This window comes from Nocardioides sp. (assembly GCF_044226765.1).
GTDB lineage: Bacteria > Actinomycetota > Actinomycetes > Propionibacteriales > Nocardioidaceae > Nocardioides.
In genome coordinates, this window is sequence record NZ_JBGAGJ010000003.1 from 345,207 (window position 1) to 365,921 (window position 20,715).

The 20,715-nt window shown below is 71.9% G+C and carries 19 protein-coding genes; 9 read left to right on the forward strand and 10 right to left on the reverse strand.

Annotation, left to right across the window (positions count from 1 at the left end; genetic code table 11):
* Positions 1–22 precede the first annotated feature (22 nt).
* Positions 23–1,492: an MFS transporter gene (locus tag ACILRH_RS09295; protein WP_395692641.1), complete on the forward strand. Its 1,470-nt coding sequence runs from the start codon at positions 23–25 to the stop codon at positions 1,490–1,492.
* Between the two features lie 45 nt (positions 1,493–1,537).
* Positions 1,538–2,329, forward strand: a complete 792-nt coding sequence (locus ACILRH_RS09300) for a hypothetical protein (protein ID WP_395692643.1) — start codon at positions 1,538–1,540, stop codon at positions 2,327–2,329.
* Here the strand turns inward: ACILRH_RS09300 and ACILRH_RS09305 are convergent.
* From ACILRH_RS09305 to ACILRH_RS09320, 4 genes are read right to left on the reverse strand one after another with little or no spacing between them, the layout of a single operon-like run.
* Entirely contained in the window at positions 2,326–3,591 is a 1,266-nt protein-coding gene (locus ACILRH_RS09305) for an RNA polymerase sigma factor (RefSeq protein ID WP_395692645.1), read from the reverse strand. The genes ACILRH_RS09300 and ACILRH_RS09305 overlap by 4 nt on opposite strands.
* The gene (locus ACILRH_RS09310; protein WP_395692647.1) at positions 3,588–3,947 is read right to left on the reverse strand and encodes a YciI family protein; all 360 of its coding nucleotides are present in this window, start codon (positions 3,945–3,947) and stop codon (positions 3,588–3,590) included. The genes ACILRH_RS09305 and ACILRH_RS09310 overlap by 4 nt, the downstream gene beginning before the upstream one ends.
* Positions 3,944–4,306 (reverse strand): YciI family protein, encoded by a 363-nt coding sequence (locus tag ACILRH_RS09315; protein ID WP_395692648.1) that lies wholly within the window; start codon positions 4,304–4,306, stop codon positions 3,944–3,946. The genes ACILRH_RS09310 and ACILRH_RS09315 overlap by 4 nt, the downstream gene beginning before the upstream one ends.
* 25 nt (positions 4,307–4,331) lie before the next feature.
* On the reverse strand, positions 4,332–4,682 hold the full coding sequence (locus ACILRH_RS09320; protein WP_395692650.1) for a YciI family protein: 351 nt from the start codon (positions 4,680–4,682) through the stop codon (positions 4,332–4,334).
* A gap of 162 nt (positions 4,683–4,844) precedes the next feature.
* On the opposite strand from ACILRH_RS09320, the gene ACILRH_RS09325 reads away from it, so the two are divergent.
* The gene (locus ACILRH_RS09325; RefSeq protein WP_395692652.1) at positions 4,845–5,432 is read left to right on the forward strand and encodes a hypothetical protein; all 588 of its coding nucleotides are present in this window, start codon (positions 4,845–4,847) and stop codon (positions 5,430–5,432) included.
* A 218-nt stretch (positions 5,433–5,650) separates the two neighbouring features.
* On the opposite strand, the gene ACILRH_RS09330 is transcribed toward ACILRH_RS09325, so the two are convergent.
* Entirely contained in the window at positions 5,651–6,865 is a 1,215-nt protein-coding gene (locus tag ACILRH_RS09330; RefSeq protein ID WP_395692654.1) for a DUF222 domain-containing protein, read from the reverse strand.
* A gap of 188 nt (positions 6,866–7,053) precedes the next feature.
* On the opposite strand from ACILRH_RS09330, the gene ACILRH_RS09335 reads away from it, so the two are divergent.
* Positions 7,054–7,788 carry an endo alpha-1,4 polygalactosaminidase gene (locus tag ACILRH_RS09335; protein WP_395692656.1) on the forward strand — a complete coding sequence of 245 codons (735 nt, stop codon included), beginning with the start codon at positions 7,054–7,056 and terminating at the stop codon, positions 7,786–7,788.
* Positions 7,779–8,597: an alpha/beta fold hydrolase gene (locus ACILRH_RS09340; RefSeq protein ID WP_395692658.1), complete on the forward strand. Its 819-nt coding sequence runs from the start codon at positions 7,779–7,781 to the stop codon at positions 8,595–8,597. Before ACILRH_RS09335 ends, ACILRH_RS09340 begins: the two co-directional genes overlap by 10 nt.
* Before the next feature lie 84 nt (positions 8,598–8,681).
* Here ACILRH_RS09340 and ACILRH_RS09345 read toward each other — a convergent pair whose 3' ends face one another.
* Positions 8,682–9,215, reverse strand: a complete 534-nt coding sequence (locus ACILRH_RS09345) for a CGNR zinc finger domain-containing protein (RefSeq protein WP_395692659.1) — start codon at positions 9,213–9,215, stop codon at positions 8,682–8,684.
* A 39-nt stretch (positions 9,216–9,254) separates the two neighbouring features.
* Between ACILRH_RS09345 and ACILRH_RS09350 the strand changes: the two genes are divergently transcribed.
* On the forward strand, positions 9,255–10,247 hold the full coding sequence (locus tag ACILRH_RS09350; RefSeq protein WP_395692661.1) for an EamA family transporter: 993 nt from the start codon (positions 9,255–9,257) through the stop codon (positions 10,245–10,247).
* Here the strand turns inward: ACILRH_RS09350 and ACILRH_RS09355 are convergent.
* From ACILRH_RS09355 to mce, 4 genes are all read right to left on the reverse strand, one after another.
* A complete protein-coding gene (locus tag ACILRH_RS09355; RefSeq protein ID WP_395692662.1) occupies positions 10,244–11,377 on the reverse strand; it encodes an AI-2E family transporter in 1,134 nt (377 codons plus the stop codon). The two genes, ACILRH_RS09350 and ACILRH_RS09355, sit on opposite strands and share 4 nt — an antisense overlap.
* Entirely contained in the window at positions 11,374–12,579 is a 1,206-nt protein-coding gene (locus tag ACILRH_RS09360; RefSeq protein ID WP_395692664.1) for a hypothetical protein, read from the reverse strand. Before ACILRH_RS09360 ends, ACILRH_RS09355 begins: the two co-directional genes overlap by 4 nt.
* A 111-nt stretch (positions 12,580–12,690) precedes the next feature.
* Positions 12,691–14,028, reverse strand: a complete 1,338-nt coding sequence (gene ccrA / locus ACILRH_RS09365) for a crotonyl-CoA carboxylase/reductase (protein ID WP_395692666.1) — start codon at positions 14,026–14,028, stop codon at positions 12,691–12,693.
* A 95-nt stretch (positions 14,029–14,123) separates the two neighbouring features.
* Entirely contained in the window at positions 14,124–14,564 is a 441-nt protein-coding gene (gene mce / locus ACILRH_RS09370) for a methylmalonyl-CoA epimerase (protein ID WP_395692668.1), read from the reverse strand.
* A gap of 136 nt (positions 14,565–14,700) precedes the next feature.
* Between mce and ACILRH_RS09375 the strand changes: the two genes are divergently transcribed.
* From ACILRH_RS09375 to ACILRH_RS09385, 3 genes are all read left to right on the forward strand, one after another.
* A complete protein-coding gene (locus ACILRH_RS09375; protein WP_395692670.1) occupies positions 14,701–15,894 on the forward strand; it encodes an acetyl-CoA C-acetyltransferase in 1,194 nt (397 codons plus the stop codon).
* Positions 15,878–16,840, forward strand: a complete 963-nt coding sequence (gene meaB / locus ACILRH_RS09380) for a methylmalonyl Co-A mutase-associated GTPase MeaB (RefSeq protein ID WP_395692672.1) — start codon at positions 15,878–15,880, stop codon at positions 16,838–16,840. Before ACILRH_RS09375 ends, meaB begins: the two co-directional genes overlap by 17 nt.
* Before the next feature lie 183 nt (positions 16,841–17,023).
* Complete coding sequence (locus tag ACILRH_RS09385; protein ID WP_395692674.1) at positions 17,024–20,650, forward strand: S8 family serine peptidase; 3,627 nt, start codon at positions 17,024–17,026, stop codon at positions 20,648–20,650.
* The last annotated feature ends 65 nt before the right edge of the window (positions 20,651–20,715 follow it).

Consider the following 20,715-nt stretch of genomic DNA (forward strand, 5'->3'; position numbering starts at 1 on the left):
ACGGCGGGGTACGAGCCCCGTCATGGGAGTTGAGACAGGACGCATCACCACCGACATCCCGGCCCGGCTCGACCGCCTGCCGTGGGCCCGGTGGCACTGGATGGTCGTCATCGGGCTCGGCACGGTCTGGATCCTCGACGGGCTCGAGGTCACGATCGTCGGCTCGATGTCCGACGCGCTGAAGGACCCGACGACGGGTCTGGGCATGAGCAGCTCCGACATCGGCATGGCCGGAGCCATCTACGTCGCGGGCGCCTGCCTCGGCGCCCTGTTCTTCGGGCAGCTGACCGACCGGTTCGGCCGCAAGAAGCTCTTCCTCATCACGCTCGGCGTCTATGCGTTCGCGACCGTGCTGACGGCGTTCTCCATGACGCCGCTGTGGTACTTCGCCGCCCGCTTCGTGACCGGCATGGGCATCGGCGGCGAGTACGCCGCGATCAACTCGGCCATCGACGAGCTGATCCCGGCGAAGTACCGGGGCCGGGTCGACGTCTCGATCAACGGCTCGTTCTGGGTCGGCGCCGCCCTGGGGTCGCTGCTCACCATCCCGCTCCTGGACCCCACCGTCATCAACCCCGAGTGGGGCTGGCGGCTGGCCTTCGCGCTCGGCGCGATCCTGGCGCTCGGCGTGCTGCTCGTGCGTCGGCACGTGCCGGAGAGCCCGCGGTGGCTGTTCATCCACGGTCGTGAGACCGAGGCGGAGGAGATCGTCACCGACATCGAGCACACCGTCGCCGACGAGACCGGGCGGGACCTGGAGCAGACGTCGGAGACGATCACGATCCGGCAGCGCAAGACGATCCCGCTCACGCTCATCGCCAAGACCGTCTTCACGATGTACCCCAAGCGCACCGTGCTGTGCTTCTCGCTCTTCGTCGGGCAGGCGTTCCTCTACAACGCCTTCTTCTTCACCTACGGCGACACCCTGACCACGTTCCTGGGGGTGAAGCAGACCGGCTGGTACCTCGCGATCTTCGCGGCCAGCAACTTCGCCGGCGCGCTGCTGCTCGGTCCGCTGTTCGACCGGATCGGCCGGGTCAGGATGATCACCTTCACCTACGTCCTGTCCGGTGTGCTGCTCGGGGTCACGGGCCTGTTCCTCGGGAGCGTCACGGCGTTCTCGCTGACCCTGATGGGCGTCATCATCTTCTTCTTCGCCTCCGCGGGGGCCAGCGCGGCGTACCTCACCGCGAGCGAGGTCTTCCCGATGGAGACCCGGGCGCTCTGCATCGCGTTCTTCTACGCGATCGGCACCGCGGCCGGCGGCATCAGCGGGCCGCTGCTCTTCGGCTACCTCATCGACAAGGCCTCGGCCAGCGGTGACATCACCGGGATCGCGATCGGCTACTTCATCGGCGCGGCGCTGATGATCGGCGCCGGCATCGTCGAGGCGTTCCTCGGGGTCAAGGCCGAGGGCCAGTCCCTGGAGAGCCTGGCCAAGCCGCTGACCGCCGAGGACTCCGACAGCGAGGCCGCCGTTCAGCACGCCTGACGCGAGCGGCCCGTCGCGGTTGGTGGGCGTTCGTAGGCTGGCCGCATGGGAACCCTCCTGGTGCTCCTGCTCGTGCTCGCGGCGATCGTCGTCGTGGTGGTCGTGTCGCGGCGACGTGCGCAGCAGCGCGAGCTCGACCGCCAGATCGCGGAGCTGGCGCCCGTGCAGCGGCTGGCCGAGGAGGACATCACCGCTCTGGGCGAGGAGCTGCAGGACCTCGACCTCGACCTCGCCGGGCGGGAGCTGGACGCCGGGACCCGGGCCGACTACCAGCGTGCGCTGGACGCCTACGAGGCGGCCAAGACGGCAGCGGACGCCATGACCCGCGCGGACGACGTGCGGCACGTGACCGAGATCCTCGAGGACGGCCGCTACGCGATCACCTGTGTCCGTGCCCGGGTCGCCGGGGAGCCCCTGCCGCAGCGCCGCCCGCCGTGCTTCTTCGACCCGCGTCACGGCCTCTCGGTCGCCGACGTCCCGTGGACCCCGCCGGGCGGCACGACCCGCGACGTGCCGGCCTGTGCGCTCGACGTGGAGCGGGTCCGCGCGGGGGCCGAGCCCGACGCGCGGATGGTCATGGTCGGCTCCCAGCGCGTGCCCTACTGGCAGGGCGGGCGCGCGTACGCGCCGTACGCCTCGGGCTACTTCGGCGCGTTCTCCCCGATGGACTGGATGTTCGCCGGGCTGCTCTTCGGCGGCTTCGGCGGCTTCGACGCCCTCGGGTCCGGCTTCGACGCGCTGGGTGACGGCATCGGGGGCCTGGGCGACGGCATCGGGGACGGCATCGGCTCGATCGGTGACGGGATCGGCGACGTCTTCGGCGGGTTCGACCTCTAGGACCCCTGCCCGGCCACCCCGAGCGCCTCGCGCCGCTGGAGCAGGTACGACCGCTCCACCTCGTTGCCGCACGCCGCGATCGCCTCGTCGTAGGCCTCCCATGCCGCCCCGGCCTCGCCGCGGCGCGACAACAGCTCCGCCCGCACGGCGGCGACCCGGTGGCTGCCGGGGACCTCGACCCCGTCCAGGGCCGCGAGCCCGGCCGCCGGCCCGGACGCCTCGGCGACGGCCACCGCCCGCGCCAGGCGGGCGCTGGGGGAGGGTGCGACCCGGAGCAGGACGTCGTACTGCTCCACGATGCGGTCCCACCGGGTCTCGTCGGGCGTCGCGGTGACCGCGTGCTCGGCGGCGATGCGTGCCTGGACCACGTACGAGGCGGCCGCCGGGGTGAGTGGCCCCGCGAGGACGGGGGAGGCGAGCAGGCTGAGCGCCTCGTCGATCTCGTCGTGCCGCCAGCGGCGCCGGTCCTGCTCGGCGAGCGGCACCAGCCGCCCGTCCTCGCCGACGCGCGCGTCCCGGCGCGAGTGCTGCAGCAGCGTCAGGGCGAGCAGCGCCCGGGGAGCAGGCTCGTCCGGGCACAGTCGGGCGACGACCCGGGCCAGCCGGATCGCCTCGCCGGCGAGGTCGGCCCGCAGCAGGTCCGGACCGCTGCCCGGGGCGTAGCCGGCCGTGAAGGCGAGGTACGCCGTTTGGGCGACCGTGTCGAGGCGGTCGGGGAGCACGTCGGCGGCAGGGATCGCGAACGGGATGCCGGCGGCGACGATCTTCTTCTTGGCACGGGTGATCCGCGCCGCCACGGTCGGCTCGCCGACCAGGAAGAGCCGGCCGATGTCGTGGGTGCTGACGCCGAGCACGAGGCGCAGCGCCAGCGCGCTCGCCGCCTCCGGTGCGAGCGCGGGATGGGTGCACAGGAGGACCAGGCGGAGGAGGTCGTCCTCGACGAGGCCTCCGGGGTCGGCCATGGCTGCCTGCCGGTCCTGCCGGCGCTCGGCCTCGGTGACGAGCAGCGGTGCCCGCCGGTGTGCCATCGACTCCGCCCGGAGCCGGTCGACGACGCGACGCCGAGCCGTGGTGAGCAGCCACGCCGCCGGGTTGTCGGGGGCGCCGTCCGCGCGCCACCTGCGTGCGGCGGCCTCGACGGCGTCGCCGAGGGCGTCCTCGACCAGGTCGAGGCGGCGGTACTGCGCGAGGAGTAGGGCCGTCAGTCGGCCCCACTCCTCGCGCACGACCGTCTCCAGGAGGAGCGCGGCGGATTCGGTCACGTCCCGTCGTACCCATCGACGGTCACCGTCGGCCGGATCTCGACGGCGTAGGACGTCGGCAGCAGCCGACCCGCCTCGATCGCGGCGTCCAGGCTCGGCAGCTCGACGTCGTAGTAGCCGCCGACCTGCTCCACGGACTCGACGAAGGGCCCGTCGGTGACGGTCGCCGCGCCGTCGGTGTGCCGGATCGTGGTCGCCGTGTCGGCGCCCGCCAGGGCTGCCGAGCCGATCCGGCGGCCGTGCGTGTCGACGTACTCCTCGAAGGCGTGGTGCGCCGCGAAGTACTCCTGTCGCACCTCCTCCGAGGCCGACTCCCACTCGCCGGGCTCGTAGGCGACCAGGACGACGTACCTCACGACGGGCGTTCGGCCGGGTCGACCGTGCGCCGCACCTCGATGCCGTCGCCGACGGCGGCGATGATCTTGCAGCAGTCCAGGAGGTCGTCGAGGTCGTCGCTCTCCACCAGGAAGAAACCCCCGACGTGCTCGGCGGTCTCCGCGAACGGTCCGTCGGTCACCACGGTGCTGTGCGGCTGGATCGACCGGGCCTCCTTGCGGGTGTGGAGCTCGGCGCCGTCCTTGATCTTGTGGCCGCGCCGGCCGAGCTCCTCGGCGAAGCGGTTGTACTCGGCGTAGGCGTCCTTGCGCTCCTGCGCGCTCATCGTCGTCCACCAGCGGTCGTCGTCGCCGACGATCAGCACCACGTAGTCGGTCATCTTGTGCTCCTTCTTCACTGTGTCATCACTGGGCCAGGCGCCGGAGCTCGATGTGCTCGCCGCGGGCTGCGAAGCGCTCGCAGGCCGCACGCAGGTCGGCCTCGTCGTCGCTCTCGACGAGGTAGAAGCCGACGATCTGCTCGACCGACTCGGTGAACGGGCCGTCGGTGACCGCGGCGCCGCCCTGCCCGTCGGGGCGCATGGACGTCGCCTGCGCCGACGGCTCGAGCGGACTGACCGCGATCAGTCGGTGACCGCCTGCCGCCAGGTCCTGCTGGAACTGACCGTGCGACCGCATCCCCTTCTCGTGCTCGGACGCGGGCAACTGCGCCCACTCCGCCTCGGGTGCGGGCAGCAGTACGAGGTAGCGACTCATCGGGCTCTCTTCCCTGGGTGTGGTGGGCCGCTCGTGCGACCTCACCACGATGACGGACGAGAGGGCAGCGAATCGACAGCGCCGTGCAGATTGTTCCTCGGGTGCGTTGTCGTGGCGACGAGCAGGGCCCGGCCACGGCCGGCTCGGCAATAGGGTGAGCTCGTGATGCGCCTGACGCTTGTCGTCCTTCTGGCGGTCGTGGCGCTCGGCGCCGTCCCGGCACTGCCAGCGTCGGCTGAGCCGAGTGTCATCGACGACGAGGTCGGCGACGTGTGGAAGTCCCCCGACCTGTTCCACTGGTCTCGAGCAGAGGTGACGCGCAATGTGGACATCCGCACGTTCGAGGTGCGCAACGGGATTCGCCAGGTGGTTCTGAGGGTCGAGTACGTGAACCTCGTGGCCAACCGCGACCAGACCTCGCTCACCGTCTGGTTCCGCTCTGACTACGCCAGGTCGCGCGTGCTCTTCGCCGAGTTCGATCGCGGCTACCGCAATGGCTGGTTCGATGTCACGACCATGGGGACGGGTGAGATCGACTGCATCCCCAAGGGTGAGGTCAACTATCGCGCCGATACCGTGCGGGTGGTGATCCCTCACGCATGCGTGGCGCGAGGGGACTGGCTGGAGTTCGACGTCACCACCAGCATGGGCCGCGGCCAGAGCCCGATCGCATTCTCCGATGACCCGATGACATCGGGACCCAACAAGGTCGGGTGGAGCGACGAGGTTCGACGCGGTCGACACCGATAGGTCTCATCCAGGGCGTGGCGTGCGACTTCCGGCATGGGCGATGGTCGAACGACCGGCTCGCTCTCCAACCCCTGCGGTGCTGTGGACGCATTCGCAGACGTAGACCGCGGTGGAAGCGACCACGACACCGCACCAGCGGCCGCCCGACCGTCCGCTCATCGGCCGTAACAACAGAGTCCCCCGGACAGGCGGCGGCAGGTCGCTCCTCCCCGGTTGGCTCACGTCCGCGGGTGGAAGCGGGGGTCCGCTTCGGTGGTGCGGTGGTGTTGCCCGTGGTGTCGGGGGCAGAGGAGGCGACCGCGGGCGACGCTGGTGCCCCCGCCGGCCGACCAGGGGCCGTCGTGGTGGACGTGGCACATCCAGGCGGGCGCGTCGCAGCCGTCGTGGGTGCAGTGGCCGTCGCGGAGCATGATCGCGATGCGCTGGGGCTCGGTGTGGAAGCGGCGCTTGCGTCCCATGTCGAGCACCTGCGACGCACCGCCGAGGACGGCGGGGATGATCCCGGCCTGACAGGCCAGCCGCCGCGCTTCCGCTGCGCTGATCTTGTGGCCGGTGTCGAGGACGACCCCGGCCCGCTCGAGCTGCCCGAGCAGGGACTCGAGCGAGATGGTCACGACGACGGTCGCGTTGACGCCGCCGGCCTGCGGGAGCCGGTTGGCGGGGAGGCGTTCGAGGAGGTCGCACAGCGCGCGGCCCATCCGCTGCGGGGTCGGCCGGGCGAGGGAGCGCTCGGCGGCACCGGCCCCGTCGACGTTGGTGTGGTGCTTCGGCGCGGCGAAGGCCTGCAGGGCCTTCATGAGCATCGCGCCGTGCAGGTGGGGGAGCACGAACGACCCGACCAGGCGGCCCTGGTCATCGAACCGGGCGTTGAACCGGCAGGCGGCGCGGGCGTCGCGCTCCTCGTCCTTCAGCTTGCGGGCCTCGTGGGCGTCGGCGGCGTCGGGGTCGACCACCTCCAGGAGCCGGCGGCCCAGGATCCGCAGTGCGACCGCGTGGTGGTCCTTGGCCAGGCCGAGGAGGTGCTCCTCGGCCCGCACCGCCAGCTCCGGCCCTGCCTCTGCCGGGAGCTCGTCGACCGCCTGCACGATGGCACGCGCCTGGTCGACGTTCACTCGGCCGGCGGCCAGCGCGTCCGCGGTGCGGGCGTGCGCGTCGAGGGCGCGGGCGAGCTTCACCTGACCGCGGGCCGCCTTGGTGGTCTGCCTGGTGGCGTGCGCCCACGCCGCGACCGGATCGTTCGCGTCCACCTCCTCGGCGTGCGCGGCGACCCGCAGCTCGATCGCGGCGACCTGGGCCTTCAGCCTGGTCAGCTCCACCAAGGTCGACCGGCACTCGTCGGCGCCCATGGACCACACCGACGCGTCGGCCACCGAGTCCGCCACCGCTCGCATCTGCGCGGTCGCGGCCGACACCCGGTGGGTCGGGGTGGCCATCGCTGTCATGGTCCTATCGAAGCACCGACCACCGACAGTCGAAGTGCTCAGAACCCCTTGTTCCACAGGGTTCTGAGCATTTCGAGGTCACGAATCGGCAACACTTCGGACCCGTCGGGCACGGGCCGCTGGACCTCCGGTCGACGTGGCGTTCCGCGCCCACGGCCGGGTGGGGGAGGATGGGCTGGATGATCCGTCTGGTGCTCCTGCCGCTCCTGCTGTCCGCGCTGCCCGCCGCCCTCCCGTCGGGCACCGACGTCGACTACCAGCTCGGCGGCGCGGCCGACGTGCCCGCCCACGTCGGCATCGTCGTGCGCGACCGGACCGATCCGCCGCTCGCGGCGAAGTACGACGTCTGCTACGTCAACGGCTTCCAGACCCAGCCCGACGAGCGCGCGTTCTGGCGCCGGCACCCCGGCCTGCTGCTGCGAGACGGCGGCCGGCCGGTGGTCGACGAGGCCTGGGGTGAGTGGTTGCTCGACATCGGCACACCTGGGAAGCGACGGGCGCTCGCCCGGATCGTCGGGCGGTGGACCGACGGGTGCGCGGACGACGGTTTCGAGGCGGTCGAGTATGACAACCTCGACTCGTTCACGCGCAGCCACCACCTGCTGACCCGTGCCGATGCCGTCGCCTTCGCACGACTGCTGGTCGCGCGCGCCCACCGCGATGGCCTGGCCGCCGGCCAGAAGAACCTCGCCGGGTTCGACGGCACCGCGATCGGCTACGACTTCGCGGTCGCCGAGGAGTGCGGGCGCTACCGGGAGTGCGGCTCCTACACCCGGGCGTACGGCGACCAGGTGCTGGCGATCGAGTACCGGCCCCGTGACTTCCGGTGGACCTGCCGGCACTACGGTGACGACCTCCCCGTCGTGCTCCGCGACCGGGACCTGACCCCGAAGGGAGTGCACGAGTGGTGCTGAGCCACGGCGCCGACACCGACGGGCTGCACACCACCAGCCTGGGGGAGAGCGGCCCGCTCGTCGCCTTCTGCCACGGGCTCTTCGGGCAGGGCAAGAACTGGACCACGATCGCCAAGGGCCTCGCTGCCGACCACCGGGTGCTGCTGGTCGACATGCCCGACCACGGACGGTCGGCCTGGACCGACCGCTTCGACTACGTCGAGGTCGCCGACCGGGTCGCGGCGCTGTTCTCCGCCGACGACCCGGTCGCCCTCGTCGGCCACTCGATGGGTGGCAAGGCCGCCATGGTGCTCGCCCTGCGCCACCCCGAGCTGGTCGAGCGGCTCTGCGTCGTCGACATCGCCCCGGTCGACTACGAGGCGCGCGGTGAGTTCGGCGGCTACATCGCCGCCATGCAGGCGCTCGACCTGACGACGCTTCAGCAGCGCCGGGACGCCGACGCGGCACTCGCCGACGCCGTCCCGAGCCCCACCGTGCGCAGCTTCCTGCTGCAGAACCTGCGCCGCTCCGGCCCGCCCGACGCCGCGACCTGGGCCTGGCAGCCGAACCTCGACCTGCTCGGCCGAGACCTCCCGGCCCTGGGCGGCTGGCCGGAGGACGCCCTGGCCGGCCACCCGCCGTACCCGGGTCGGACGCTGTGGATCGCGGGGGAGGAGTCGGCCTACGTCGAGCCCCACTACGCCGACGAGATGGCGCGCTGGTTCCCCCGCTACCGCAAGGTGACCATCAAGGGCGCCGGCCACTGGGTCCACTCCGAGCAGCCCGACGTCTTCCTCCAGGTCCTGCGCACCTTCCTCGTCGCCCGTTGACTTGAGGGTTCCGACCACTCGAGTTGGGGGTTCGGACCCGCGGCGCGGTCACAACCCTCAACTCAACGGGTCACAACCCTCAACTCAACGGCGTTGTCGAGCGCGGTAGGCGGCGACGGCCGTGCGGTTGCCGCAGGCGGTGGAGCAGAACCGCTTGGAGCGGTTGCGGGAGAGGTCCAGCACGACGCCGCCGCAATCGGGGTCGGCGCAGGTGCCCAGGCGCGACATCTCGTCGGCGCGGATCACGTCGATCATCGCCATCGCCGTCTCCACCACGATCCGGGTCGGGAGGTCCCGCTCGGGCCCGACCGCGTGCAGGTGCCAGTCCCAGACGTCGTGGCGCACCAGCTGGGGGACCGCCCCTGCGTCAGCGAGCATCCGATTGACGATCGCCACGGCGTCGTCGCGCTCGGCGGTCAGCAGCCGATGCAGCTCGGGCCGGACGGCGCGCACGGCGGCGAGCTCGGCGTCGTTCCGGTCATGGCGCCCGGTGTACTCGAACTCGGCGAAGAACGCGTCGAGCTCGGCGACCGTCTGGAGGGTGTCCGGCTCCAGCGCGGAGTTGGCGAGCGTGACGGCCGCCTGCAGCGACACCTCGGTGTCATGGGTGAAAACCACGTTGACAGGTTACATGAACAGCGCCTAGCGTCATGTGTCATGACGACGTTGACCGATGACGCAGTCGTGGGAGCCACCAGCGGGTCCCGGCTCGCGAGCGGCCTGGGCTTCGCGATCCTCTCGGCGACGTCGTTCGGGATGTCCGGGGCGCTGGCACGCGAGCTGCTCGACGCCGGGTGGAGCGCCGGCGCGATCGTGCTGGTCCGGGTCGCCATCGCCGCGACCGTCGTGCTGCCGTTCGGGCTCCTGGCCCTGCGCGGCCGGCGGGACGTGCTGCGCCGCAACGCGGGCCTGATCGTCGTGTACGGCGTCGTGGCGGTCGCCGCCTGCCAGTTCTGCTACTTCTCCGCGGTGCAGCACATGCAGGTCGGACCCGCGCTGCTCATCGAGTACACCGCGCCGGCCGCCGTCGTGGTCTGGCTGTGGCTGCGTCGCGGCCAGCGGCCGGGCGCGGTGACCGTCTTCGGGGCGGGACTGGCGGCGCTGGGGCTGGTGCTCGTGCTCGACCTGGTCTCCGGCGCCGACCTCAGCGTGCCGGGCGTGCTCTGGGCGCTGGTGGCCATGCTCGGTGCCGCGACGTACTTCGTCATCTCCGCCGACGAGGACAACGGCCTGCCGCCGATCACGCTCGCCGCCGGCGGCCTGCTCGTCGGGGCAGTCGCGCTCGCCGTGCTCGGCCTGGTGCGGCTGCTGCCGATGCACGCCACCACGGCGACCGTGACGTACGCCGGCGCTGACGTCGCCTGGTGGGTCCCGCTGGTCGCCCTGGGCGTGGTGACCGCAGCGGTCGCCTACACGAGTGGGATCGCCGCCGGGCGGCGCCTCGGGTCGCGGCTGGCATCCTTCGTCGCGCTCCTCGAGGTGGTCGCGGGCGTCGCCTTCGCCTGGCTGCTCCTCGGCGAGCTGCCCCGGTCGGTGCAGCTGGTGGGCGGCGTGCTCATCCTCGCCGGGGTGGTCTTCGTCAAGCTGGGGGAGCGGGGGACCGCGGCGCCGGCGACCGCCGCTCCGGTCGTCGAGCCGGTCGGCACCTAGCGTTCGTCCTGGCGGCGGATCCACACCTCTCGGACGATCATCAAGATCGCCGCCGCGGTCGGGATCGCCATCAGGGCACCGACGACCCCGAACAGCGCGGCACCGATCAGGGCGGCGATGACGGTCACGGCGCCGGGCACGTCGACGGACTTCGACATCACCCGCGGGTAGATCACGTAGTTCTCGATCTGCTGGTAGACCACGTAGAAGATCACGCAGGCGACGCCGATCTTCCAGTCCGTGGCGAACGCGATCGCCGAGACGATGACCGCGCCGATCGTGGCACCGATCATCGGGATCACGTCGAGCAGGGCCACGACGAACGCCAGCGCCACGGCGTACTGCCCCAGGCCCGCGATGAAGAGGAAGACCAGCGACGAGAGACCGGCACACACGGCGACGATGAACGCCCCCGAGACGTAGCCGCCCACGCCGTGCAGGACCCGGTCGCTGATCTTCGAGACCCGCTCGCGGCGCGAGGCAGGGGCCAGGCTGAGAAGCGCCGCCTTGACCTTGTCGAGCGACGAGAGGAAGTAGAGCGTCAGGACGATGATGATGAAGGCGTTGAGCAGGGCCCCGAGGACGGCGAGACCGACCCCGACCGCGCCACCGAAGAGCCGCCCGACCAGGTCACCCTTGGCGACGTAGTCCTTGACCTTGTTGATGACGTCGTACTGCTCGTCGAGCCGCTGGATGTCGCGGTTGTGCTGGAGCTCGTCGAGCCACTGCGGGACGTTCTTCGACAGTGCGGCCACCTGGTCGGCGATCACCGGTGCGATCGCGACGACGAAGAGCGTCAGGGCGAGCACGAAGGCGAGGATCACCGTCAGGACGGCGTACGACCGGCGCATGCCGTGCCGCTCGAAGAACTCGACCGCGGGGTTGAGGCCCGCGGCCAGGAAGAGCGCGACCACCACGAGCATCAGGGTCGAGCCGACCGCCTGGACGTGGAGCCCGAGCCAGATCGCGGCCAGCGCGCCCAGTCCGCCGACGAAGCCGACGTAGAAGGGGGCACGGTGGTCCAGCGGCGGACCCGGTTCCCCCAGGTCGTCGCCGTCGGCCGAGCCCTCGTCGTCCTCGGCCGGAGGCGACGACTCCTCGTCCGCGGGCCGCTCGAGGCCCTCGGTCACTCCTCGTCCTTGCCGAAGCCCGCGACGACCTCCTGCAGCGAGGCGAGCTGGGCGGTGATCGCGTCGCGACGCTTGCCGAGGCGGTCGACCTCGGCCCGGATGGCCGCGAGCTCGCGCTCGGCGTCCGCCGCACCGCTGGTCGCGATCGCGTCGGCCTGGGTCCGGGCCGACGCGACGATCTGCTCGGCCTCGCGGCGCGCCCGGCTGAGGGTGGCCTCGGCCTCGGTGGCCGCCTGCGAGCGCTGCTGGGTCGCGGCAGCCGTGGCCTGGCGGGCCCGCTCCTCCGCGGCCGTCGCGCGCTCCTCGGCCTCCTCGACCAGGCGCCGGGTCTCCGCGGTGGCGCTGGTGTGGTGGTCGGTCGCCTCTCGGGCCAACCGCTCCTTCTCCACCGCCAGCGTGCGCCGCGCCTCCTGCACCTCGCGGTCGGCGGCGGCCCGCGCCTGCTCGGCCTCGCGCTTGGCCGCGGTGCGCAGCTCGTTGGCCTCCTGCTCGGCGGCCAGGCGCAGCTGGTCGGCCTGGCGGGTCGCCGAGGCCACCAGGTCCTCGGCCTCGCTCTTGGCCAGGGCCCGCTCCTGCTCGGCGTCGGCCATCAGCCGGCTGCGGTGCTCGTCGAGCTCCTTGAGCTGGACCAGGCGCATGTCCTCGGCCTCGCGGGCAGCCTCGGCGCGGACCGCCTTCGCGTCGCGGGCGGCCTGCTCGCGGATCTCGTCGGCGTCGCGCTGGGCGGTGCTGCGCACCTCCGCGGCCTCCTCCTCGGCCATCCGCAGCAGGGCGCTGGCGCGCCCGCCGAGCCCGGCGTACGACGGGGACTCGTTCTCGCGCAGCTGCTCCTGGACGGCGGCGAGCTGCTGCTCGAGCTCGGTCACCCGGCGCTCCGAGGCCGACAGGCTCGACCCGAGGCCGGCCTTCTCCGTCGTCAGCTGGCGCACCCGGGCGTCGACCGAGGCCTTGTCGTAGCCACCGCGGCGGACCACCGGGAAGCCGGTCGCACCCGCGGCCGGAGCCCCGGCGGGCGGGAGGACCGGCGCGGGCCGGTCTGCGGGCGGCGCGGCCGGAGCGCCCGACTGGGCGGCCGGGGGAGCCGCCGGCGCGCTACCGCGCGGCGGCACGGCGGGCATCACCTGGGTGGCGTGGTCAGCGGCCTCGGTCCCGTCCTCGTCCGGCTCGTCGTCGAAGATGGACAGTCCCTGGTCGCTCGTCACGGCGTTTCCCCTCGTCGCAGGTGATCGGTCGCCACCAGTCTCCCCGATCACTCCCGGCGTTCCCACCCCGGCCCGGGACCAATTCGCCGGACCGGGGTGCTACGTCGCCGGTCAGACGCCGCGGAAGCGGTTGATCGCGTCGAGGTGCTGCGCGCGCATCTCCTCGTCGCGGACGCCGAGCCCCTCCTCGGGCGCCAGGCAGAGCACGCCGACCTTGCCCTGGTGGGCGTTCTGGTGGACGTCCAGCGCGGCCTGGCCGACCTCGTCGAGGCCGTAGGACTTGGACAGGGTCGGGTGGATCTTGCCCTTGGCGATGAGGCGGTTGGCCTCCCACGACTCGCGGTAGTTGGCGAAGTGGCTGGAGATGATCCGCTTGAGGTTCATCCACAGGTAGCGGTTGTCGTACTCGTGCATGTAGCCGCTGGTGGAGGCGCAGGTGGTGATGGTGCCGCCCTTGCGGGTGACGAAGACGCTGGCCCCGAAGGTCTCCCGGCCGGGGTGCTCGAAGACGATGTCGATGTCCTCACCGCCGGTCAGCTCGCGGATCTTGGCGCCGAAGCGCTTCCACTCCTTCGGGTCCTGGGTCCGCTCGTCCTTCCAGAAGCGGTAGCCCTCCTCGTTGCGGTTGATGACGAGTTCGGCGCCCATCGACCGGCAGATCTCGGCCTTGTCCTCCGAGGAGACCACGCAGACCGGGGTCGCGCCGCCGTTGAGGGCGTACTGCGTCGCGAAGCCGCCCAGGCCACCGGACGCGCCCCAGATCAGCACGTTGTCGCCCTGCTTCATGTCGCCGCCGTTCTTGGAGACCAGCTGGCGGTACGCCGTGCAGTTGACCAGGCCGGGGGAGGCGGCCTCCTCCCAGGTCAGGTGGGCGGGCTTGGGCATCAGCTGGTTGGCCTTGACCAGCGCGACGTCGGCCAGGCCGCCGAAGTTCGTCTCGAAGCCCCAGATCCGCTGCTGCGGGTCGAGCATCGTGTCGTCGTGACCGTCGGGCTCCTCCAGCTCCACCGAGAGGCAGTGGGCGACGACCTCGGTGCCCGGCTTCCACTTGGTCACGCCCGGACCGGTGCGCAGCACGACGCCGGCCAGGTCGGACCCGACCACGTGGTAGGGCAGGTCGTGGCGCTTGGTGAGCGGCGAGAGGCGCCCGTAGCGCTCGAGGAACCCGAAGGTCGAGACCGGCTCGAAGATCGAGGTCCACACGGTGTTGTAGTTGATGGCGCTGGCCATCACGGCCACCAGCGCCTCACCCGGGCCGAGCTCGGGCAGCGCGACGTCCTCGACGTGCAGCGACTTGCGCGGGTCCTTCTCCCGGGTCGGGATGCCCGCGAACATGTCGACCTCGTCCTTGTGGACGGTCGCGGCGCGGTAGTGGTCGGGGATCTCCAGGTTCGCGAAGTCGTCCGCGGTGGCGGTGCCTGCGGTGATCGCGTCGAGGATGTGCTGCACGTCGGCTCCTGTGCTGGTGTCGGGAGGGGAGTCGCTCGGGTTGGCGGGAGATTACCCAGCGGTAACCGGGCTGGACACCCGGTGTGAGGAGTGCCTCAGTGGGCGGTGGCCGGCTCGACGAGCTCGACCAGCACGCCACCGGCGTCCTTGGGGTGGATGAAGTTGACGCGGGAGTCCGAGGTGCCCCGCTTGGGCTCGTCGTAGAGCAGCCGCAGGCCGCGCTCGCGCAGGGTCGCGCACACGGCGTCGATGTCGGTCACCCGGTAGGCCATCTGCTGGATGCCCGGCCCCTTGCTGTCGAGGAACTTGGCGATCGTCGACGCCTCGGAGAGCGGCGCCAGCAGCTGGATGTGGGACCCCGAGTCACCCACGGCCATCATCGCCTCGCGGACGCCCTGCTCCTCGTTGACCTCCTGGTGGGCCAGCCGCATCCCGTAGGACTCCTCGTAGAACGCGATCGCGGCGTCCAGGTCGGGGACGGCGATCCCGACGTGGTCGATGGCGGTGAAGAGGGGGCCGGTCGCGTCGAAGCTCATGGGCACATCGTCGTACGGCGCGCCCAGCCCCCGCGAGGGGGTGTGACGTGTTCCACCCTCGCCGGGCCGCGGGGGCGTCGGTAGGGTCGGAGGAGTTCCACCCACGAGCACCGAACGCGAGCACTGGAGGCACCCCATGTCCGGAACGTCCGTCATCGTCGCGGGGGCGCGCACCCCGATCGGCCGCCTGTCCGGCAGCCTCAAGGACTTCTCGGCCGCCCAGCTCGGCGGGGTGGCGATCCAGGGCGCGCTGGCGAAGGCCGGCGTCTCCGGCGACCAGGTCGACTACGTGATCATGGGCCAGGTGATCCTGGCCGGCGCCGGGCAGAACCCGGCCCGCACGGCGGCCGTCGCCGGTGGGATCCCGATGAACGTCCCCTCCATCACCATCAACAAGGTGTGCCTGTCCGGCATCAACGCGATCGCGCTCGCCGACCAGCTCATCCGGGCCGGCGAGGTGGACGTGGTCGTGGCCGGTGGCATGGAGTCGATGACCAACGCCCCGCACTTCCTGCCCAAGTCCCGCGAGGGCATCAAGTTCGGGGACGTCAAGCTCGTCGACTCGATGGCCTACGACGCTCTGTACGACCAGGCCACCCAGCAGGCGATGGGCCTGCTGACCGAGGAGTGCAACGCCGCGGCCGCCAACCTGACCCGCGCGGAGCAGGACGAGTTCGCCGCGCAGTCCCACCAAAAGGCCGCGGCCGCCTGGAAGAACGGCGTCTTCGACGACGAGGTGGTGCCCGTCGAGATCCCCCAGCGCAAGGGCGACCCGCTGCAGTTCGCGACCGACGAGGGCGTCCGCGGTGACACGACCGCCGAGTCGCTCGGCCGGCTGCGCCCGGCCTTCTCCAAGGAGGGCACCATCACCGCCGGCTCCTCCTCGCAGATCTCCGACGGCGCGGCCGCGGTCGTCGTGATGAGCAAGGCCAAGGCCGAGGAGCTGGGCCTCTCGTGGCTCGCCGAGATCGGTGCCCACGGCCAGGTGGCCGGCCCCGACTCGACCCTCCAGCTGCAGCCGGCGGCCGCGACCGCCAAGGCCTGCGAGAAGGAGGGCATCGCGCCGACCGACCTCGACCTGGTCGAGTTCAACGAGGCCTTCGCCGCCGTGGGCATCTCCTCGGCCCGCGAGCTCGGCCTCGACGAGGCCAAGGTCAACGTCAACGGCGGGGCGATCGCCCTGGGCCACCCGGTCGGCATGTCGGGTGCCCGGATCGTGCTGCACCTCGCGCTCGAGCTCCAGCGCCGCGGCGGCGGGGTCGGCGCAGCCGCGCTGTGCGGCGGCGGTGGCCAGGGCGACGCCCTGATCGTGCGTGTCCCGAAGAGCTGACGTCGCCGACGTCCCGGGCCTCGTCGAGCGCGCCCGCGCCGGCGAGGCCCGGGCCGTTGCGCGCCTGATCTCGCTCGTCGAGGACGAGTCGCCGATCCTGCGCGAGGTGATGGCGGCGCTCGCGCCGCACACCGGCCACGCCCAGGTCATCGGGGTGACCGGCTCGCCGGGCGTCGGCAAGTCCACCTCCACCAGCGCGCTGGTCACCGAGCTGCGCCGCCACGACAAGCGCGTCGGCGTACTGGCCGTCGACCCGTCCTCGCCCTTCTCCGGCGGCGCGCTGCTCGGCGACCGGGTGCGCATGCAGGACCACGCGCTCGACCGCGAGGTCTACATCCGCTCCATGGCCTCGCGCGGCCACCTCGGTGGCCTGGCCTGGACCACGCCGCAGGCGCTGCGGGTCCTCGACGCCGCCGGCTGCGACGTCATCCTGGTCGAGACGGTCGGCGTCGGGCAGAGCGAGGTCGAGATCGCGGGCCTCGCGGACACCACGATGGTGCTGCTCGCCCCCGGGATGGGCGACGGCATCCAGGCCGCCAAGGCCGGCATCCTGGAGATCGGTGACCTCTACGTCGTCAACAAGGCCGACCGCGACGGCGCCGAGCAGGTGCGCCGGGACCTGCGGTCGATGCTCCAGCTCGGCGACCGCCCCGAGGGCTCGTGGCGCCAGCCGATCGTGCTGACGGTCGCCCAGCGCGGCGAGGGCCTCGACGAGGTGGTGGTCCAGATCGAGCGGCACCGGCGGTGGCTGGAGGAGAGCGGCGAGCTGCAGCGCCGGCGCGCCCGCCGGGCCCGCGACGAGATCGAGGCGATCGCGGTGACCGCGCTGCGCGCCCGATGGGGAGACGTCCACGGCCGGTCGGAGCTCGACGGTCTCGCGGCCGCGGTGGTCGCCGGGACGACGGACCCGTACGCCGCCGCGGACGAGCTGCTCGCAGACCTGTGAGGCCGGTCCGGGCCGCGACCTCCCCCCGACGGGTGCGGTCCCGAACCGGTCTGGTCAGGTGGGGTGTCCTCGCAGACTTTCCGGCCGTTGCGCGTCCTGCCCGGCAGATCTCGTGGTCTGATGCGCGGGCGCACGCGTCCCTCCCGATGCGTGCGCTCCGTCGACCGTGGAGGTACCTCGCCCGTGTCCATCACCGCTCGTCCCGGAGCACGTCGCCGCCTGCAGCTCCTCGTCGCCCTCGGCGCGGGGGCGCTGACCCTCGGCGCCGCGGCCACCGTGACATCGCCCGCCACCGCGGCCCCGCAGGGCGCACACCGGTTCCCGCCGAGCGCACACGCCGACATCGCGACGGCGGGGGTCGACGTCCCACCGCGGCTCGGTGCAGGGGCCGACCACGGTCGCCACGCGTACCTCCTGGAGCTGCAGGTCGCCTCCACCACCCAGGCGTTCCACCGCCGTGGTGGATCCGGCGCCGGTCCGAAGGCGGCCGCCCGCCAGCAGCTGGTCAGGGTGACCGCGGCCCAGCGGGCCGTGATCGGACGCCTGCCGGCCCACACGCCGGTGCTCTACCGCACGCACGCGGCGATGGCCGGCGTGGCGGTGACGACCGACGCCGCCAACTACGGCAAGCTCGCCCGGATCCCCGGAGTGGCGGCGGTCTACCCGATCACCCCGAAGAGCTACGACAACTCCTACGCGGTGCCGCTCCAGGGGGCACCGCAGGGCTGGGAGGGCAACGGTGACCTCGGTCAGGACACGACGGTCGCCGTCCTCGACACCGGCATCGACTACACCCACGCGAACTTCGGCGGGCCCGGGACGGTGGAGGCCTACGACGCCGAGCACGCGCACGCCGACGACCCGACGCTGTGGGATGACAGCATCTTCCCGACCGACAAGGTGATCGGCGGCTACGACCTGGTCGGTGACGCCTACGACGCCGACCCCCAGAGCGACACCTACGACCCGGTGCCGGTCCCCGACCCCAACCCGCTCGACTGCGAGGGGCACGGCTCGCACGTCGCCGGCTCGGCAGCCGGGTACGGCGAGAACGCCGACGGCTCGACCTACGACGGCAGCTACGACACCGGCACGCCGTTCGACTCGATGCGGATCGGCCCCGGCATGGCCCCGCAGGCCAAGCTCTACGCGTTCCGGGTCTTCGGCTGCGACGGCAGCACCGACGTGGTCGGTGACGCGATCGACATGGCCCTGGACCCGAACGGCGACGGCGACCCCTCCGACCACGTCGACGTGATCAACATGTCCCTCGGCTCGGACTTCGGCTCGCCGCAGGACGGTGACGCGGTGATGGCCGACGACGCCGCCGCCGCGGGCGTGACGCTCGCGATCTCCTCGGGCAACGCGTATGACCTCTACGACGTCGGCGGCTCGCCCGGGACCTCGCAGAAGGCGATCACGGTCGCCGCGTCGATCGACGCCCAGAGCGTCGTCGACGGGCTGGACCTGGACATCGACGGGTCGCCCTCGGGGCCGCTGCCTGCGGAGCGGTCGGCCCTCTACGACTGGTCCACCATGCCCGACCTCGGCGGAGAGGTGGTCGACCTCGGCCCCGACGTGACCGGGTGCGAGCCCTTCGACGAGGACCAGGCCGCCGCGATCGACGGCAAGGTCGTGATCTTGAAGTGGACCGACGACGACCTCGAGTGCGGCTCGATCACGCGCAGCGGAAACGTCGCCGACGCCGGCGGCATCGGGTTCATCTTCGCCAGCAACAAGGAGACGTTCTCGGCCGGCATCAACGGCTCCGACGTCATCCCGGGCGTGCTGGTCAACAAGAGCGCCGGTGAGCAGATCCGGTCGGCGATCGTGGACGGCGTCACCGTCACCGGCACCGAGGCCAACGCGGTCGAGCAGTCCTTCCCCGCCGACGACGACAAGATGACGGACTTCTCCTCGCGCGGCATCCGGGGTGCGGGCCACCTCAAGCCGGACGTCACGGCCGTCGGCGGCACCGTCTTCTCCACGGCCGTGGGGACCGGCACCGAGGGCCAGACCGAGAGCGGCACCTCGATGGCCGCCCCGATGGTCGCCGGCCTCGCGGCCCTGGTGCTGTCCGAGCACCCGGACTGGACGCCCGAGCAGGTCAAGGCCGACATCATGAACACCGCCGGTCAGGACCTCTTCACCGGCGATGACCACAGCGGTGACCGGTACGCCCCGAACCGGGTCGGCGCCGGACGGATCCAGGCGGCCGCCGCGCTGGAGAACGACGTGCTCGCCTACGTCACCAACGACCCCGGTGCCGTGAGCGTGTCCTTCGGGCCGCGGGCGATCTCGGCGCCGACGACGCTGAGCAAGACCGTCAAGGTCCAGAACACCGGGCTGACGAAGCGGACGTTCGACGTGTCGTACGACGCGATCACCGAGGTGCCCGGCGTGAGCTACGCCTACTCGCCCTCCAGCGTGACCCTGAGCCCACGGGGGTCGGCGACGGTGACCGTCACGATGTCCGTCCCGGACCCGTCGGCGCTGACCAAGACCGTCGACCCGACCCACGGAGGCGGGCCGGCGCAGTTCCTGGCCGACGCGAGCGGCAACCTCGTGCTCTCGCCGGAGGATGACGGGATCGACCTGCGGGTGCCGGTCTACTCGGCCCCGCGTCCGGCGTCGGACATGACGCAGGACGCGGCCCTGACCCTGCCCCGTGGCGACCGGACGTCGGCCGTGGCGACCCTCAGCGGCACCGGGGTGGACCAGGGCGTCGACGAGGAGAACGTCACCTCGTTGGCGTCGGGCTTCGAGCTCCAGCTGACCAGCCCCAAGCTCCCGGCCTGCTCCGGCGGAGGCGTCTCGGGGTGCGTGTTGACCAGCAACGACAAGGCCGCGGACCTGAGGTACGTCGGCTACACCTCGGACGCGCCGTACATGGATCCCGACGACGCGATGGCGTACTTCGCCGTCTCGTCGCGAGGAGCGCACGGCACGGCGGCCGGCCAGGCGGAGTACGACCTCTACCTGGACACCGACCGGGACGGGGAGCCGGACCTGGTGGCCTACAACGGCCGGGTGCCGGACACGGACCTGATGGTCACCTGGCTGATCGACCTCCAGACCGGCGAGACCGTGGACGGGGAGTACACCAACATCCTGGACGGGGGCGTCGACACGGCGACGTACGACAGCGACGTGCTGGTCATGCCGGTCTGGCTGGGGGTGCTCGCCGACTACGGCGTGGACGCCGACAACCCGAGGGTCGACTACGCGCTCGAGACCTACTCGGCCTCCAGTGGCGCGCTGGTCGACGAGGCCGGCTGGGGCAAGCTCGGGGTCTCCGGTGCGCTCAGCGCCGACCTCTACACCCCCGGTGTGAGCGTCGTCGACCAGTCCGACCCGTTCGTGCTGGCCGTGGACGCCGACGACCACGACCTGACCGTGACGCGGGACGCCTCGAGCTACGCCGACGACCACGGCACGGGCCTGCTCATGGTGCACTTCCACAACGCCGTGGGCGCCAAGGCGCAGGTCGTGAAGCTCAAGACCAAGCAGATGCAGTCGTCCATCTCGCTGCAGGCGCCGTCGATGGTCAAGGCCCGCCAGCGGATCTCCGTGACGGCGACCGTCGCCACCAAGTCCGGGGTGACGCCCACGGGCACGGTGACGATCCGGTCGTTGCCGACCAACAAGGTCCTTGGCACGGGCACCTTGCGGAACGGCACGGTGACGGTGAGCTTCACCAAGAAGAAGCCCCGGGTGCTGACGATCAAGGCGGTCTACGGCGGCGACGTGAACTACCTCTCCCGCACGTCGGCGGAGAAGAGCATCACGATCGTCAAGAAGCGCGGGTAGCACCTGACGCCGGCCCGGGACCACGGTCGTGGTCCCCGGGCCGGCGTGCGCGCCGACCTGCCCGT